This window comes from Duganella sp. Dugasp56 (genome assembly GCF_047304105.1).
Lineage (GTDB): Bacteria > Pseudomonadota > Gammaproteobacteria > Burkholderiales > Burkholderiaceae_D > Rugamonas > Rugamonas hordei.
On record NZ_JBGLYQ010000029.1, the window covers coordinates 15,953 to 30,188 of the forward strand.

Below are 14,236 nucleotides of genomic sequence, written 5' to 3' on the forward strand. Positions count from 1 at the left end.
CATGACCTACCACGCCTCCCCGCACCGCTACGAAGAAATGCAATTCCGCACCTGCGGACGCAGCGGCCTGAAACTGCCGCTGATGTCGCTCGGCCTGTGGCACAACTTCGGCGACACCAACACCCTCGCCTCGCAGCGCGACATGCTGCGCACCGCCTTCGACCTGGGCATCACCCACTTCGACCTGGCCAACAACTACGGCCCGCCGTACGGCTCGGCCGAGACCAATTTCGGTCATCTGTACAAGGAAGACTTCAAGCCCTACCGCGATGAGCTGATCATCTCCACCAAGGCCGGCTGGGACATGTGGCCCGGCCCCTACGGCCAGGGCGGCGGCTCGCGCAAATACGTGCTGGCCAGCCTCGATCAGAGCCTGCAGCGCATGGGGCTCGACTACGTCGACATCTTCTATTCGCACCGCTTCGACCCGGACACGCCGCTGGAGGAAACCATGGGCGCGCTGGCGCACGCGGTCCAGCAGGGCAAGGCGCTGTATGTGGGCGTGTCGTCCTATTCGGCCGAGAAGACCGCCGAAGCGGCGCGGCTGCTGCACGAGTGGAAGGTGCCGTGCCTGATCCATCAGCCGTCCTACAATATGCTCAACCGCTGGATCGAGGACGAGGGCCTGCTCGACACGCTGGGCAAGCAAGGCATAGGCTGCATCACCTTCACCGCGCTGGCGCAGGGCATCCTGAGCGACAAATACCTGAACGGCATTCCGGCCGACTCGCGCGTCAACCGTCCGGGCGGCGGCTCGCTGCAGCAGTCGCACCTGAGCGAGGCCAACCTCGAACGCGTGCGCGGCCTGAACGAAATCGCCAAGGCGCGCGGCCAGACGCTGGCCCAGATGGCGCTGGCCTGGGTGCTGCGCGATCCGCGCGTCACGTCCACGCTGATCGGGGCCAGCAGCAGCGCGCAGATCCGCGAGAACGTCGCCGCGCTGAAGAACCTGAGCTTCAGCGCGGCCGAGCTGGCGGCCATCGACGAGCAGGCCAAGGAAGGCGCGATCAACCTGTGGGCCGGTTCGTCCAGCCACAGATAAGCGGCCCTCCCGATGGATCGTTTCAACGCCATGCGCATCTTCACCCGCATCGTCGAGCTGGGCAGTTTCAGCAAGGCGGCGGACGATTTGCAGATGCCGGCGGCCACCGCCACCTACACCATCAAGCAGCTGGAGGCGCACCTGGGTGTGCGCCTGCTGCAGCGGACCACGCGCCACGTCAGCACCACGCTGGACGGCCAGGCCTACTACCAGCGCTGCGTGCGCATCCTGGCGGACGTGGAGGAAACCGAGGCCGGCTTCGGCAATAGCGGCGTGGCGCCGCGCGGCAAGCTGCGGGTGGATTTGCAGGGCACGGTGGCGCAGCATTATGTGCTGCCGCGCCTGTCGGAATTCTTCGCCCGCTATCCTCAACTGGAACTGGAGATCGGCATGGGCGACCGCCTGGTCGACCTGGTGCGGGACGGCATCGACTGCGTGCTGCGCGTGGGAGAGCTGCGCGACTCGAGCATGGTCGGCCGCCGCGTGGCGACGCTGCAGCAGGTCACCTGCGCCAGCGCCGCCTACCTGGACCAGCGCGGCACGCCGGCCACGCTGGAAGATCTCCACGGCCACCAGGCCGTCAACTTTTACTCATCCAGCAGCGGCAAGATGTTTCCGTTCGACTTCATCGTCGACGGCGAAGAGCGCAGCGTGCAGCTGCCCGGCGTGGTTTCGGTCAGCAACGCCGAGGCGTACGTGGCCTGCTGCGCCAACGGCCTGGGCCTGGTGCAGCTGCCGCGCTACCACGTCGCCAGGCACCTGGAAAGCGGCGCCTTCCGCGAAGTGCTCGGCGCGTGGCGGCCGAAGGCGATGCCGGTATCGGTGCTGTACCCGCACCAGCGCCAGCTGTCGCCGCGCGTGCGGGTGTTCGTCGACTGGCTTACGGACGTGATGACGGCGGCAAGCTAGTTCCTGGTAGTGCGCGACCAGTCGCGCCGTTCTTCGCGCGGCTCGGCTTCCACGTCTTCCGGCGCGCTGCCGTCGTCTTCCGGCTGCACCACGTCATGAAACTCGCCGTCGACCACCGGTATCGTCTCGACATGGTCGAAGCCTATGTCGGACGGTCCCGTGGTCATCTCCACGCCGGCGCGCTCGCCGGTGCCTTCCGCATCGGTATCGCTGTCGAGGCCGATATCCGGCTCGCCCACGACATCGCTGCCGCTGTCGGAATTGTCGCTGGGCCCCAGGGCGCGCGTGCCATGGCCGCGTCCCAGGGTTCGGTCGGTACCTACCGGAATGTTATCCGGATCCAGAGTGCTGTCAGACATGATGGACTCCTTTTCTAAAACCTGATTGGACCACCGCCGCAGCGGCCAGTCCGTGCGCACCCTCGCATAAGGCTATCGTACCGATAGGAATTTTTTACTTTACAAATGTAATATTCATCTCTATAGTTAATGCATTGAACGAGCAGACGCGCATTAACCACCTCACCCAGGAGAACCGCCATGAGCACCACGACCAAAACCCTGATCAACGCCGCCGCCACCACCGCTTTCGCGATTGCCGCAGCCGCCATCACCGTGACCAACGCTTTCGCGCAGACCACCGCGCCGGCCGCAACCACGACCACCGCCTCCACCACCAGCGCCGCGCAAACCGCCGTCGCCAACGGCGCGCTGGCCTCCACCAAGACCCAGCAAGCCACCGGCCTGACCCGCGCGCAAGTGCAGGCCGAGTTCCTGGAAGCCCGCAAAAACGGCACGCTGCTGGAAACCGAAGCCGACTTCGACGTCGCCCAGACCAAAAAGCACGTCGCCAAGTAACAGCTAACGGGAAACCACGCCCATGACACCGCGCCACGCCATCCGCCCGCTCGCCCTTGCATCGTGCATGCTGGCGCTGCTGGCCGGCTGCGCCGACATGGGCAAGGTCCGGCCGCAAGCGGTCGCGTTGAAACCTGCCGAGCTCAATTCCGGCAAGGCCATTGCCGCCGCCAGCAAAGACATCGCATGGCCCGAGCAGCAATGGTGGCAGGCGCTGCACGACGAACAGCTGGACAAGCTGGTAAGCGCCGCCTTGGCCGACAACCCGACGCTGCGCGCCACGCAGGCGCGTGTGCGCCAGGCCGAGGCGCTGGCCGGCGTCGCCAGGGCCGGCACGCAACCGCGCGTGGACGCCTCGGCCAGCGCCGACCGCGAACTGTATTCCGCGCACAGCACCGTGCCCGCTCCGCTGGCCGGCAACTACGCGTGGAAGAACACGGCCATGCTGTCCGGTTCCTACGACCTGGATCTGTGGGGCCGCAACCGCGACGCGCTGGCGGCCGCGCTGGACGAAGTGCACATGGCCTCGGCCGAATCGCAGATGGCGCGGCTGACGCTGACCACGGCCATCGTGCGCAGCTACATCCAGCTGTCGCTGGAGTACGCGCTGCAGGACAGCGTGGCCGAGAACCTGGCGCAGCGCCAGCGCATCCTGGACATCACGCGCAAGCGCCGGGCCGCGGGCCTGGCCAGCGAGCTGGATGTGGCCAGCATCGAAACAACGCTGCCGGCGGGACGGCGCGAGCACGAGCAGATCGGCGAGTCGATCGCGCTGCTGCGCAACCAGCTGGCGGCACTGATCGGCAAAGGACCGGGCGACGGCGATGCGATCGCCCGGCCGATGCTGGCTCTTGAGGCAGGCCGCGGACAGGCGGTGCCGGCGTCGCTGCCGGCCGAGCTGGTGGGACGCCGGCCCGACATCGCGGCGCAGCGCTGGCGCATCGAAGCGGCCAACTCGCGCGTCGCCGGCGCCAAGGCGGATTTTTACCCGAACATCAACCTGGCCGCCTTCGTCGGTTTCCAGGCGCTGGGGTTCACGCACTTCCTGGACGCTAACTCGGCCATGCGCGGCGTGACGCCGGCCATCAGCCTGCCGATCTTCGACGGCGGACGACTGCGCAGTCAATTGGGTAACCAGACCGCGCTCCATGACGGCGCGGTCGAGCAGTACAACGCCGCAGTGGTGCAGGCGATGTCCGACGTTGCAAACGCAGTCGTCCGGATCGACTCGGTGCGGCAGCAGGACCTGCTGGCGCAGCGCGCGCTGGGCTCGGCGCGCCGCCAGCAGCAGCTGGCCGAACGGGCCTACAAGGCCGGCATGACCGACGCGCTGAACGTGATCAATGCGCAGATCACGCTATTGAATGAACAACAGCAGATGGCGCAAGTGGCTAGCAAACAACTGGATAACTACGCATTACTGATGGCCGCACTGGGCGGTGGCATAAAACTGGATTTGCCTTGACGATTAGATAGTAGAATCAATCCTTCGAAAAAAATAAGCAGAGGAGCAAGGCAATGAGCAGTTTTGAAGCGACTAAAAAGCGCCTGAAAAACATCCATGCCCGAATGCCAGAGTTCCCGGAGGACTTGATGCGCCTGTTGCGCATGACCTACCACATCCAGAAACGGATGAAGGACTTGAGCAATGCCGCGCTGCGCAAATACGATCTGGTCGACGCCAGCTACATGGTATTGGCCGTGCTGTATGGATCCGATGGCGAAACCTCGACCGCGTCCACGCTGGGTGAAGCGTGCATGGAAAAACCGGCCAACCTGACACGCGTGTGCAACGACCTGGAAACCCAGGGCCTGATCACGCGCGGCAACCGTCCGGGCGACCGTCGCTGCGTGATGATCTCGCTGACGGATGCCGGCCGCGCGCTGGCGGAGAAAGTGCTGCCGGAAGTCTGGGCTGCCACCACGCACGCCTACGACGGCTACACCGACGAAGAAGTTAAAGTACTTGAAGCGCTGCTGAAACGGCAGCTGGACAATCTCGAAGCCCTTACATAACACGACGCCATGAATTCTCCCCCAGCCGCCACCTCCAACCAGGATCACAGCGCGGCCGGGGGAGCCTTGCGCTGGCTGGCGGCAGAAACCGCCGGCTGGTTCGGCACCGAAGGCGAACGCTGGGTGTTCGTCGCCAAGGCCATGCTGGCCTCCTTCTCCGCGCTGTGGCTGGCCTTCCGCCTCGGCCTCGACGCTCCCTACACCGCCCTCGCCACCACCGTCATCCTCGCGCTGCCCAGCAGCGGCATGGTGCTGGAAAAGGCTTTCTACCGTTTTCTCGGCACGCTGGTCGGCTGCTCGGCCGCGCTGGCGCTGGTCGCGCTGTTCCCGCAATCGCCGCCGCTGCTGTTCATCGGCGTGGCGGTCTGGATCGCGCTGTGCACCGGCGGCGCCGCCATGCACCGCAACCAGCAGTCGTACAGCTTTGTGCTGGCCGGCTATACCGCCTGCATGATCGCCGTTCCCGCCATCGACGCGCCGGACCACGTGTTCACGCTGGCCATTACGCGCGTGACCGAGGTTGGCCTGGGCATCATCTGCGCAGCGGTGGTGCATGACGTGGTGTTCCCGCGCCGTCACTCGCGCACGGTGATGCGCACCGTCGAAGCGCGCTACGCCAGCTTCACCACTTTCTACACGCAGGTGCTGGAACAGCGCCTGACGCCGGCCGAAGCGGAACTGACCCACCTGAAATTCGCCGCCGACATCGCCGCGCTGGAATCGGGCCGCGCCGCCGCCTTCTTTGAAGCCGACCATCCACGCTCGCACACGCGCCAGCTGCACGCCTTCAACGCGGCGTTCATGACGGCGCTGACCACGCTCTACACGCTGCACCGCCTGCTCCACCGCGCAAGCGGCGTGCCGGCCGGCGTGCCTGTCGAACGCCAGCAACAGATCGACATCGAAACGGCGGCCGAGCTGAGGGAGCGCTTCGCCCGCGACATCGATGCCTTCAACGCGCTGTACCACGGCCTGGCGGCCGAGAAGCGCCAGCAGGTCAGCGATCCCGGCGCCTACACGCCGAAGACGCCGCCGGCCATCGTCGCCGCCAGCGGCTTCCGTGCCGGCGCCACGCTGCTGGTGACAGCAGCCGCCTGGTACTGGCTGGCCTGGCCCTTTGTCGGCAACGCCATCCTGATGGCGACTATCTTCTGCGCACTGGCCTCGTCGTCGCCGCGGCCGACGGCGCTGGTGCGGCAGGTGCTGATCGGCTTCCTGCTGGCCTCGCCGCTGGCTTTCGTCACCGAGTTCTTCCTGGTCGCGCGCGCCAACGACTTCACTACGCTGATCATCTCCGCCCTGCCCTTGTTCGCCTTCGGTGCCTACCTGATCAGCGGACCGCGCTGGGCCGGCGTGGGCATCGGCATCTGCATGTTCTGCGCCACGCTGGTGGTGCCGACGAACCTGATGCGCTACGACGTCGAAAGCTTCATCAGCAGCGAACTGTCGCTGACGATGGGCGTGGCGGTGGCCTACCTGATGTTCAAGCTGATCCTGCCCGAGCACACCATGGGCCAGAAGGACCACGTGGCCGCCGCGCTGTGGCGCGAGGCGCTGGGCGCCTGCAACGCCCCGATGTACCGCCTGAAGCGGCGCTTCGACAACCGCGTGCGCGACTTGCTCAGCCAGTTGAACGCAGCCTCCGGCCCGGCGCCAGGCGAGGCGGCGCGGGCCGTGGTGCGCCAGGGCCTGACCCTGCTGGAGCTGGGCCATGCCGTCATCGAACTGCGCCAGCTGATCGGCAGCTCGCGTCCCGGACCGGTGCGCGACGCCTTGCAGGACGTGGTGCGCCAGCTTGCCGCCCACCTGCGGCAGCGCTCCGGCGCCAGCGGCCAGGCCGCGCTGCAAGCCATCCTCGATGCGGGAACCGCCGTGCGCGCGGCGCTGCCCGACGCCACGGCCGAGCGGCAACTGCGCCTGCGCACGGCGCTGACCGACCTGCATTCCATCTACACCTCCCTGCTGGACCAAATCGCTGCAGGAGAACCCACAGGAGAAACATCGCATGCCGCGTGAAATCGACTTTTTCGGCGTACTGCTGCCCGGCGTGCTGCCGCTGTTCCTGGCCAGCCTGGTGCTGCAGGTGGTGCTGGACAGCGCCTTGAGCCACGTCGGCGCCTACCGCCGCAGCTGGCACCCGGCGCTGGTGCGACTGTGCCTGTTCGTCTGCATCTTCAGCGCCCTGCTGGTCACGCTGTACAAATAATTCACTATCCTGAGGAACCGCCGTGAGTGCATCCAAAATCTTCCGCTTCTTCCTGACCATGCTGCTGCTGGCCGCCGCCCTGTGGATGGGCCGCTCGGCCTGGAACCACTACATGGAATCCGCCTGGACCCGCGACGGCCGCATCAAGGCCGACGTCATCAACATCAGCGCCGACGTCGCCGGTACCGTCACCGAGGTCAAGGTCCACGACAACCAGCTGGTCAAGCAGGGCGACGTGCTGTTCGTGGTCGACAAGGCGCGCTACCAGAGCGCGCTGGCGCAGGCCAATGCCCAGCTGGCGTCGCAGCAGGTGGAAAAAGGCCGCCGCAGCAAGGAGGCCAGCCGCCGCGCGGGCCTGGACAACGCCATCGTCTCGGCCGAAAGCCGCGAGACGGCCGAATTCGCGGTCGGCACGGCGTCGGCGCAGTACCAGGCGGCGCTGGCGGCGCGCGGCATGGCGGAGCTGAACCTGGAGCGCACCGTGGTGCGGGCGCCGGTGACCGGCTACGTCACCAACCTGAACGTGCACGTGGGCGATTTCGCCGCCGTCGGCGCGGCCAAGCTGGCGGTGATCGACAGCGCCTCATACTATGTGGTGGGCTATTTTGAAGAGACCAAGCTGCCGCTGCTGAAGGTGGACGATGCGGTGGAAGTGCACCTGATGAGCGGCGCCGCGCAGCTGCAAGGCCATATCGAGAGCATCGCCCACGGCATCACCGACCGCGACGCCAACACCGGCCGCGAACTGCTGGCCGACGTCAACCCGACCTTCAACTGGGTGCGCCTGGCGCAGCGGGTGCCGGTGCGCATCCACATCGACCGCCAGCCCAAGGGCATGGAACTGGTGGCCGGCACCACCTGCACGGTGGTGATCCACAGCTGAAAAAAAGCCCGCTGTTGCGGGCTTTTTGCATATTTATTTTTCGGGACTGACATGGGTCAGCGCGTACGTCACGTGCTCCCACCAGTGCTCGCGCGAGTGCACGGTGCGCAGGCATTTCTTATCCAGCTCGCCCTTGAACACCGGGTCCGCGCACTGCTTGGTCATCAGCGCGTTGCGCTGGTTCTCGGCGTTGGTCAACGCGATCACCAGCCAGACGATGAAGCCCAGCGCCAGCACGGCCAGGCTCCAGGCCACGTGATTGATATAGGCCCATTCGAACAGGCTCTCGATGACCGGCGAGGACTCCTTGTAAATCTTCATGACCTCGCCTTCGGCCGCCTTGCGTTCCTCGCTGATCTCTTTCATGACTGCTCCTTACTTCTTCCCGGCGCGTTCCTGAGCCGACTTGGCAACCAGGCTATCCATCACCGCGAACATGGCCGCGTGCGCCGCTGGAGCGGACGACAGGCCGTGGCCAGCCACCGCCGGCGAGGTCGTGTAGTGACCGTCGATCACCAGGGCAGGCGCACTGTCGATTTTATACTGGTTTGCGATCTGCACACCGCGTTTCATCTTGGTTTGGACCGCGAACGAGTTGAAAAATTCCAGATACTTGTTCTTGTCGACGCCGTTCTTGACCACGAAGTCCAGGATGGATGCGTCCGTATTCAGGCGGTTATGCTCGACGTGGATCGCGTGGAAGAACTTCTCGTGCAGGCCGTTGCCCAGCGCGTTCATCGCTTCCAGCGTGAAGAAGGCCTTGGCTTGCGCGTCCTCGCCCAGGTGCATGCGGCGGAACACGATCTTGTCGCCCTGCTTCTTGACCCAGTCCGCCAGCGGCGCGTCGAGCGCGTTGCAGTGCGGGCAGTGGTACATGAACACTTCCAGCACTTCGACCTTCTTGCCGGTGTCCGGACGGGCCGGCAGGTCCACCGTGTTGTAATCGAGGCCGTTCTTGAAGTCGGCGGCATGGGCGCCGGCGGCTGCGGCCATAAAGGCGGCGGTGGCAATCAGGGGACGCAGGAAGCTCAGGAAACGCATAACAGTCCTTCAACAGGTTAGGTGGCAAACGCCGGGAGATTACCACCTTTTTTACGCCGCGCATATTAAGAGGGGATTAAGGGGACCTCAAGGCCGCCGGCGGCGCGCCGTCTCCAGTTTTTCGCACAACACGGCGACGCCGTCGGCGATGCGCGGCGTGGCGCGCACCAGCAGTTCGCTGTCGAGCATGAACAGGTTACCGCGCCGGACCGCCTCCATGCCCTTGTACTGCTGCCAGATATTGATGCCGGATTCGGCGTCATGCTTCTCGCCGCCGACGATCGCTTCCGGATTTGCCTGCAGCACCGCTTCCGTGCTGACCGTCGGCGCCGGCACCTTCAGCGCGGCGAACACGTTCTGGCCGCCGCAGACGCGCATCGCGTCGCTGGCGATGTGATCGCCGTTCAGCGTGAAAATCGGCTTTTCCCAGATTTGATAGAACACCCGCACCGTCGGCCGCCGCGCATAGGTGGACGACAGCCTGGCGATCTTCTGCCGGTAGTCCTGCGCGGCGCTCTGCGCCAGCGCCTCGGTGCCCATCAGCTGGCCCAGGCGGGTCAGGCTGGTGGCCACCTCGTCCAGCTTGTGCGGATCGCTGTAGAAGATCGGGATGCCCAGGCTTTTGAGCTGCTCCAGCTGGCGCGCGGTGTTCCCGGTCCTCCATACCACCAGCAGGTCCGGCCGCAGCGCCAGCACCCGCTCCATGTCGATCTGCGCATCGCTGCCGACCAGCGGCAGGCGCTTGGCCGCCTCCGGGTAGTCGCTGTAGTTCATCACGCCGGCCACGCGGTCGCCGCCGCCGGCCGCGAACAACAGCTCGGTGATGTGCGGCGCCATCGAGATGATGCGTTGCGCCGGCTTGGCGAGGGTGACGCTGTTGCCGGCGTCGTCCCTCACCGTGACGGCGTGCGCCGCCACCGGCAGGCACGCCAGCGCCAGCAAGGCGGCGGGAACGGAGGTGGTGGCGGCTTTCATCAGAACTCGTAGCGCGCCGAGACTTTCAGCTGGCGGCCGTCCGATGGATAGATTCCGCTCTTGCCCCTGGCATCGCAGGTGAACGCCTGCGAGTAGTAGTGCTTGTCGCTCAGGTTGGTGCCCGCCAGCGCCAGCTCCCATTGGCCGAACCTGCGTGCATAGCGCGCGTCGAGCGTGGTGTAGGAAGGGATCTTGCCGGAGCAGGTGTTGTCGAAGTCCGAGCCGTAGCGCTGGCTGTCGACCCACTGTGCGCCGACGTCGGCAGTCTGGCCGCTGGCAGGGGTCCAGCTCAGGCGCGCGGTCAGCGTGTTCTCCGGCACCAGCACCATCTGCTTGCCATTGTTGGCGCCTCCGGTGAACTTGGCGTCCACGTGCTGGTAGTGCGCGGTGACGTTCCAGTCGGCGCCGATGCGCTGTTCGGCATCGACTTCGAAGCCTTCGCGTCGGGTAGGTGCCAGATTGGTGTTGGTGAAGATCGTCGGATCGTAGAAGATCTCGTTGGTCAGGTTGTGGCGGAAGACGCGGGCAGTGACCTTCTGCGCGGCGGTGGCATAGCTCGCGCCCAGTTCCAGGTCGTGCGACTGCTGCGGCTGCAGCGCTTCATTCGGCACCGGCGTCAGCGCGTTTTCATCGGAGTTGGCTACACGGTAGCTCTGGCCGGCCTTGCCGTACACGGTCAGACTGGCGACCGGCAGGTAACTGGCCTGCAGTTCCCACGCGTTCAGGCCTTGCGCCGTTTTGTAGGCGGTGGTGCCGTAGCCCAGCGGATCGCTGAAGTCCTTGTCGAAGATCTCGCGGCGCACGCCGGCCGAGACGCGGCCTTCATGGGCGGTATCGAAGCGCAGTTCGTCGCGCACGTACAGTGCTTTCGAATGCTGGGTGGCGTCGGCGGCAGAGTACGAGGCGGTGGTGGTGCGGTTCCACTCGGTCCAGTCGAAGCCGGCCACCATTTCGTTCAGCATGCCGCCGATGTCGCCCAGGCGGCGCACGCGCGGCGAGAACTGGGTCTGCTTGCTGTCGTAGGTGGTGGTCGATGGCGAGGCGCCGAAGAAGTAGGTCGAATCCACCGTCTTCTTGCGGTACGACAGGTCGGCCGCCAGGTCGTAGGCGCCGATGCGGCGCTGGGCGAAGGCGGTGAAGCGGTCGCTGTCGAGCGAACCGTTGTCATTCGGCGTCAGCGTCTGGCGCGGATTGGCGTTGAACTGCGCTTCCGTCAACGCGCCGGCGAAATGCGTGTCCTGGCGCGCGCCTTCGTAGCGGAAGCCGATGCGGCCGTTGTTGGAGAACCACTGGGCGCCGCCGCTGAAATGGGTCTGCTTGAATTCGTTGTTGTCACGGTAGTTGTCGGTGCGCTGGGTGGCCAGCGTGGCGTCGGCGGCAAAGCCGTCCCACGCCTGCGCGCCGGAGACGCGCACCTCGCCGGCGCGGAACTGGCCGCCTTCGACGAACACGCTGCCGCGGCTGGTGTTCTTGCCCGGACGCTTGGTGACGATGCTGATCACGCCGCCGGTGGCGCCGTCGCCGTACAACACGCTGGCGCCGCCGCGCGTGATTTCAATGCGCTCCACGGTGTCGATCGGGATGGCCGACAGGATGGCGTTGCTCAGTTCATTTTCCGACAGGCGCACGCCGTCCAGCACGATGACCATGTTCTGGCTGCTATCGGCGCCGAAGCCGCGCAGGTCGAGGCCGAAGTCCGGGCTGCCGTCCAGGCTCTGGCGGCCGTAGACGCCGCCCACCTTGCGGATCGCGGCGTTGACGTCGCTGGCGCCGGAGCGGCGGATATCGTCGGCGCTGATGATGGTGGCGCCGATCGTGGACAGGGCAGGGTCGGCGTCGAAGCGTGAGCCGGTGATGACGACGGGCGCCAGCACCTGGGATACCTGGGCGCCGGCAACGTCTTGTGCCAGCACGGTGAGGGGGACAGCGGCGCTAAAGCAGAGGGAAACGGCGACGGCCAGCAGGCGCGGTTGGACAGCGGTGGAATTCATGACAGATCTTTTCAAAAGAGACATCCGCCTGCGTCCCCGCAAGCCGGAAGTGCACGGAAGCCGTGCGCGTCGTGGCGGCGCACGCTTCCCCCATGTCTGGCCGATATCCGGGCTGGCGACCTTGACGTCGCGTTACCGTTGCGGGGGCAGCACACCTTGGCCGGTTCGCTGTGGAGCGGAGGCGGCCTGTGTTTCCCGTTTAACTGCGCATGTGAGCACATGGGCGAGCACCAGAACCCGGGCATTATACGCCCGCGTGCCGGATCATTAACAATTTAGATAGTATCCATCTACATTTCATGGATTGATCGCGGCGGCCGCGATGCTTATAGTGGATGTCAATGTCAAACCGGAGCAATGCCATGAGCACCCTACCAACCTACTTCCTTTCCCACGGCGGCGGCCCCTGGCCGTTCATGATGGACCAGGTCGGCCATCTGTACGGCCGGCTGGACGCATCGCTGCGCGACATCCCGCGCCAGGTCGGCGTCACGCCGAAAGCCGTGCTGGTGATCACGGCGCACTGGGAGGGCCGCGATTTCATGCTGTCGTCCTCGCCCAAGCCGCCGATGATCTACGACTACGGCGGCTTCCCGCCGCACACCTACGAGGTGCAGTACAGCGCGCCCGGCTCGCCGGAGCTGGCGGCGCAGGTGAAGGATTTGCTGGATGCCGGCGGCTTCCCGGCGCAGCTGGACGCGCAGCGCGGCTTCGACCATGGTACCTTCAGCGCGATGTACCCGGTGTATCCGGATGCCGACGTGCCGATCGTGCAGCTGTCGCTGAAGCACGGCCTCGACCCGCTGACGCACCTGCAGGTGGGCCGCCTGCTGGCGCCGCTGCGCAAGGAAGGCGTGCTGATCGTGGGCAGCGGGCTGAGTTACCACAACCTGCGCGCCTTCAACGCGCAGGGCGCGGCGGCCTCGCACGCGTTCGACGACTGGCTGAGGGCGACGATGGCCTTGCCGCCGAAGGAGCGCAGCGCGCAGCTGCTGGAATGGGAAAAAGCCCCGGCCGCGCGCATGGCGCATCCGCGCGAGGAGCATTTGCTGCCGCTGATGGTGGCGCTGGGCGCGGCCGAGGACGAAGCGGCGGCCGTGCCCTACCACGAAGACGCGTTCATGGGATCGCTGGCCGTCTCCAGCTTCCGCTTCGGCTAAACAGATCCGGGGTCAGATCCGACATTTGGACACGAGCTCTGCCGTAATGGCGATTACGGCAGAGCTCGTGTCCAAATGTCGGATCTGACCCCGGATCTTTAAGAGCCGCGCTTGCCGTTGGCGTAGGCTTCGGCCTTGGCGGCGGCGAGGGCGGCTTTTTCGGCGGCCTTGACCGCCATCTCGGCTTCGTGGATCTGCAGCCGCTCCTTGCGCGTGGCCGGCGTCTCCAGCGAGATGCGGCCCAGGATGCCGCTGCGGTAGTCGCCCAGGAAGGTGTGCGAGGCCTTCTCGAAATCGAGGTCGCCGCCCTTCTGGCGGAAGCCCCGCTTGGCCGCCACGCCCTCCACCACGGCGATGCCGTCGAAGGTTTCGATCTCCTTGAAGCCGTAGCGCGCCACCAGCAGCTGCGGGTAGTGCTTCAACAGCTCGTCGGCCAGGAACACCGCCACCTCTTCCTCGATCAGCGCGTTCGAGCCGATCGCATGGCTGGCGGCCAGCATCAGGCCGTCGCTTGGCAGCGCGATCTTCGGCCACAGCATGCCCGGCGTGTCGACCAGGATGGTGTTCTTGTCCAGGTACAGCTTCTGCTGCTGCTTGGTCACCGCCGGCTCGTCGCCGACCTTGGCCACGCGCTTTTTCAGCAGCGCGTTCATCAAGGTCGACTTGCCGACGTTGGGTATCCCCATGATCATGATGCGCAGCGGCTTGGTCGGCACGCCGCGGTGCGGCGCCAGCTGTTTGGCCAGCTCGGGCACGCGGGCCACGTCGGCCGGCTTCTTGGTCGTCATCGCGAACGCGGTCACGCCTTCCTGCGCGTTGTAGTACGCCACCCAGGCCGCCGTGGCGGCCGGATCGGCCAGGTCGATCTTGTTGAGGATTTTCAGGCATGGACGCTGGCGGAACTTGCGCAGCTCCTCCACCATCGGATTGGTGCTGGCCTCGGGCAGGCGCGCGTCGACCACCTCGATCACCAGATCGGTGTTCTCCATCTGCTCCGCCGCCTTCTTCTTGGCGGCGTTCATGTGCCCCGGGTACCATTGTATCGACATGCTCTGACCTTCAAAATCGTTCTGACAATCCGCTATTTTACCCGCAGCCCCGTCCGGACTTCGGATATCATGGGTCGCTTTTCGATTTTTCTGATTATATAAACAAC

The 14,236-nt window shown here is 65.7% G+C and carries 15 protein-coding genes and 1 riboswitch; of the genes, 9 read left to right on the plus strand and 6 right to left on the minus strand.

What is annotated here, in order from left to right; genetic code table 11:
• Window position 1: 1 nt before the first annotated feature.
• Complete coding sequence (gene mgrA, locus ACCD07_RS20175; protein ID WP_176655112.1) at window positions 2–1,042, plus strand: L-glyceraldehyde 3-phosphate reductase; 1,041 nt, start codon at window positions 2–4, stop codon at window positions 1,040–1,042.
• A 12-nt stretch (window positions 1,043–1,054) separates the two neighbouring features.
• Window positions 1,055–1,951 (plus strand): LysR substrate-binding domain-containing protein, encoded by an 897-nt coding sequence (locus ACCD07_RS20180; RefSeq protein WP_176655111.1) that lies wholly within the window; start codon window positions 1,055–1,057, stop codon window positions 1,949–1,951.
• On the opposite strand, the gene ACCD07_RS20185 is transcribed toward ACCD07_RS20180, so the two are convergent.
• Window positions 1,948–2,310, minus strand: a complete 363-nt coding sequence (locus tag ACCD07_RS20185) for a hypothetical protein (RefSeq protein WP_353404215.1) — start codon at window positions 2,308–2,310, stop codon at window positions 1,948–1,950. The two genes, ACCD07_RS20180 and ACCD07_RS20185, sit on opposite strands and share 4 nt — an antisense overlap.
• A 180-nt stretch (window positions 2,311–2,490) precedes the next feature.
• Between ACCD07_RS20185 and ACCD07_RS20190 the strand changes: the two genes are divergently transcribed.
• From ACCD07_RS20190 to ACCD07_RS20215, 6 genes are read left to right on the plus strand one after another with little or no spacing between them, the layout of a single operon-like run.
• On the plus strand, window positions 2,491–2,808 hold the full coding sequence (locus ACCD07_RS20190) for a DUF4148 domain-containing protein (RefSeq protein WP_413448366.1): 318 nt from the start codon (window positions 2,491–2,493) through the stop codon (window positions 2,806–2,808).
• A 22-nt stretch (window positions 2,809–2,830) separates the two neighbouring features.
• Entirely contained in the window at window positions 2,831–4,273 is a 1,443-nt protein-coding gene (locus tag ACCD07_RS20195) for an efflux transporter outer membrane subunit (RefSeq protein WP_413448367.1), read from the plus strand.
• A 53-nt stretch (window positions 4,274–4,326) separates the two neighbouring features.
• Window positions 4,327–4,824: a MarR family winged helix-turn-helix transcriptional regulator gene (locus tag ACCD07_RS20200; protein WP_176655108.1), complete on the plus strand. Its 498-nt coding sequence runs from the start codon at window positions 4,327–4,329 to the stop codon at window positions 4,822–4,824.
• 9 nt (window positions 4,825–4,833) lie between these two features.
• Window positions 4,834–6,840: an FUSC family protein gene (locus ACCD07_RS20205; protein ID WP_413448368.1), complete on the plus strand. Its 2,007-nt coding sequence runs from the start codon at window positions 4,834–4,836 to the stop codon at window positions 6,838–6,840.
• Entirely contained in the window at window positions 6,830–7,030 is a 201-nt protein-coding gene (locus ACCD07_RS20210; RefSeq protein ID WP_176655106.1) for a DUF1656 domain-containing protein, read from the plus strand. The genes ACCD07_RS20205 and ACCD07_RS20210 overlap by 11 nt, the downstream gene beginning before the upstream one ends.
• Window positions 7,031–7,052: 22 nt before the next feature.
• Complete coding sequence (locus tag ACCD07_RS20215; protein WP_176655105.1) at window positions 7,053–7,913, plus strand: efflux RND transporter periplasmic adaptor subunit; 861 nt, start codon at window positions 7,053–7,055, stop codon at window positions 7,911–7,913.
• A 33-nt stretch (window positions 7,914–7,946) separates the two neighbouring features.
• On the opposite strand, the gene ACCD07_RS20220 is transcribed toward ACCD07_RS20215, so the two are convergent.
• From ACCD07_RS20220 to ACCD07_RS20235, 4 genes are all read right to left on the minus strand, one after another.
• Window positions 7,947–8,279: a hypothetical protein gene (locus ACCD07_RS20220; protein ID WP_176655104.1), complete on the minus strand. Its 333-nt coding sequence runs from the start codon at window positions 8,277–8,279 to the stop codon at window positions 7,947–7,949.
• A 9-nt stretch (window positions 8,280–8,288) separates the two neighbouring features.
• Window positions 8,289–8,954, minus strand: a complete 666-nt coding sequence (locus tag ACCD07_RS20225; protein ID WP_176655103.1) for a thiol:disulfide interchange protein DsbA/DsbL — start codon at window positions 8,952–8,954, stop codon at window positions 8,289–8,291.
• 87 nt (window positions 8,955–9,041) lie between these two features.
• The gene (locus tag ACCD07_RS20230; protein ID WP_413448369.1) at window positions 9,042–9,929 is read right to left on the minus strand and encodes a cobalamin-binding protein; all 888 of its coding nucleotides are present in this window, start codon (window positions 9,927–9,929) and stop codon (window positions 9,042–9,044) included.
• Window positions 9,929–11,920, minus strand: coding sequence for a TonB-dependent receptor family protein (locus tag ACCD07_RS20235; protein ID WP_413448370.1), 1,992 nt, complete (start codon window positions 11,918–11,920; stop codon window positions 9,929–9,931). The genes ACCD07_RS20230 and ACCD07_RS20235 overlap by 1 nt, the downstream gene beginning before the upstream one ends.
• Before the next feature lie 80 nt (window positions 11,921–12,000).
• Window positions 12,001–12,170: riboswitch (cobalamin riboswitch) on the minus strand.
• 112 nt (window positions 12,171–12,282) lie between these two features.
• Here ACCD07_RS20235 and ACCD07_RS20240 point away from each other — a divergent pair.
• Window positions 12,283–13,080 carry a DODA-type extradiol aromatic ring-opening family dioxygenase gene (locus ACCD07_RS20240; RefSeq protein ID WP_413448371.1) on the plus strand — a complete coding sequence of 266 codons (798 nt, stop codon included), beginning with the start codon at window positions 12,283–12,285 and terminating at the stop codon, window positions 13,078–13,080.
• A gap of 98 nt (window positions 13,081–13,178) precedes the next feature.
• Here the strand turns inward: ACCD07_RS20240 and ylqF are convergent, their stop codons facing one another.
• On the minus strand, window positions 13,179–14,129 hold the full coding sequence (ylqF, locus tag ACCD07_RS20245) for a ribosome biogenesis GTPase YlqF (RefSeq protein ID WP_413448372.1): 951 nt from the start codon (window positions 14,127–14,129) through the stop codon (window positions 13,179–13,181).
• Window positions 14,130–14,236: the final 107 nt, after the last annotated feature.

Bases quoted from the DNA above. Each gene is read 5' to 3' on its own strand.
- mgrA (WP_176655112.1), top strand. From the start codon at position 2: ATGACCTACCACGCCTCCCCGCACCGCTACGAAGAAATGCAATTCCGC.
- ACCD07_RS20180 (WP_176655111.1), top strand. From the start codon at position 1,055: ATGGATCGTTTCAACGCCATGCGCATCTTCACCCGCATCGTCGAGCTG.
- ACCD07_RS20185 (WP_353404215.1), bottom strand. From the start codon at position 2,310: ATGTCTGACAGCACTCTGGATCCGGATAACATTCCGGTAGGTACCGAC.
- ACCD07_RS20190 (WP_413448366.1), top strand. From the start codon at position 2,491: ATGAGCACCACGACCAAAACCCTGATCAACGCCGCCGCCACCACCGCT.
- ACCD07_RS20195 (WP_413448367.1), top strand. From the start codon at position 2,831: ATGACACCGCGCCACGCCATCCGCCCGCTCGCCCTTGCATCGTGCATG.
- ACCD07_RS20200 (WP_176655108.1), top strand. From the start codon at position 4,327: ATGAGCAGTTTTGAAGCGACTAAAAAGCGCCTGAAAAACATCCATGCC.
- ACCD07_RS20205 (WP_413448368.1), top strand. From the start codon at position 4,834: ATGAATTCTCCCCCAGCCGCCACCTCCAACCAGGATCACAGCGCGGCC.
- ACCD07_RS20210 (WP_176655106.1), top strand. From the start codon at position 6,830: ATGCCGCGTGAAATCGACTTTTTCGGCGTACTGCTGCCCGGCGTGCTG.
- ACCD07_RS20220 (WP_176655104.1), bottom strand. From the start codon at position 8,279: ATGAAAGAGATCAGCGAGGAACGCAAGGCGGCCGAAGGCGAGGTCATG.
- ACCD07_RS20225 (WP_176655103.1), bottom strand. From the start codon at position 8,954: ATGCGTTTCCTGAGCTTCCTGCGTCCCCTGATTGCCACCGCCGCCTTT.
- ACCD07_RS20230 (WP_413448369.1), bottom strand. From the start codon at position 9,929: ATGAAAGCCGCCACCACCTCCGTTCCCGCCGCCTTGCTGGCGCTGGCG.
- ACCD07_RS20235 (WP_413448370.1), bottom strand. From the start codon at position 11,920: ATGAATTCCACCGCTGTCCAACCGCGCCTGCTGGCCGTCGCCGTTTCC.
- ACCD07_RS20240 (WP_413448371.1), top strand. From the start codon at position 12,283: ATGAGCACCCTACCAACCTACTTCCTTTCCCACGGCGGCGGCCCCTGG.
- ylqF (WP_413448372.1), bottom strand. From the start codon at position 14,129: ATGTCGATACAATGGTACCCGGGGCACATGAACGCCGCCAAGAAGAAG.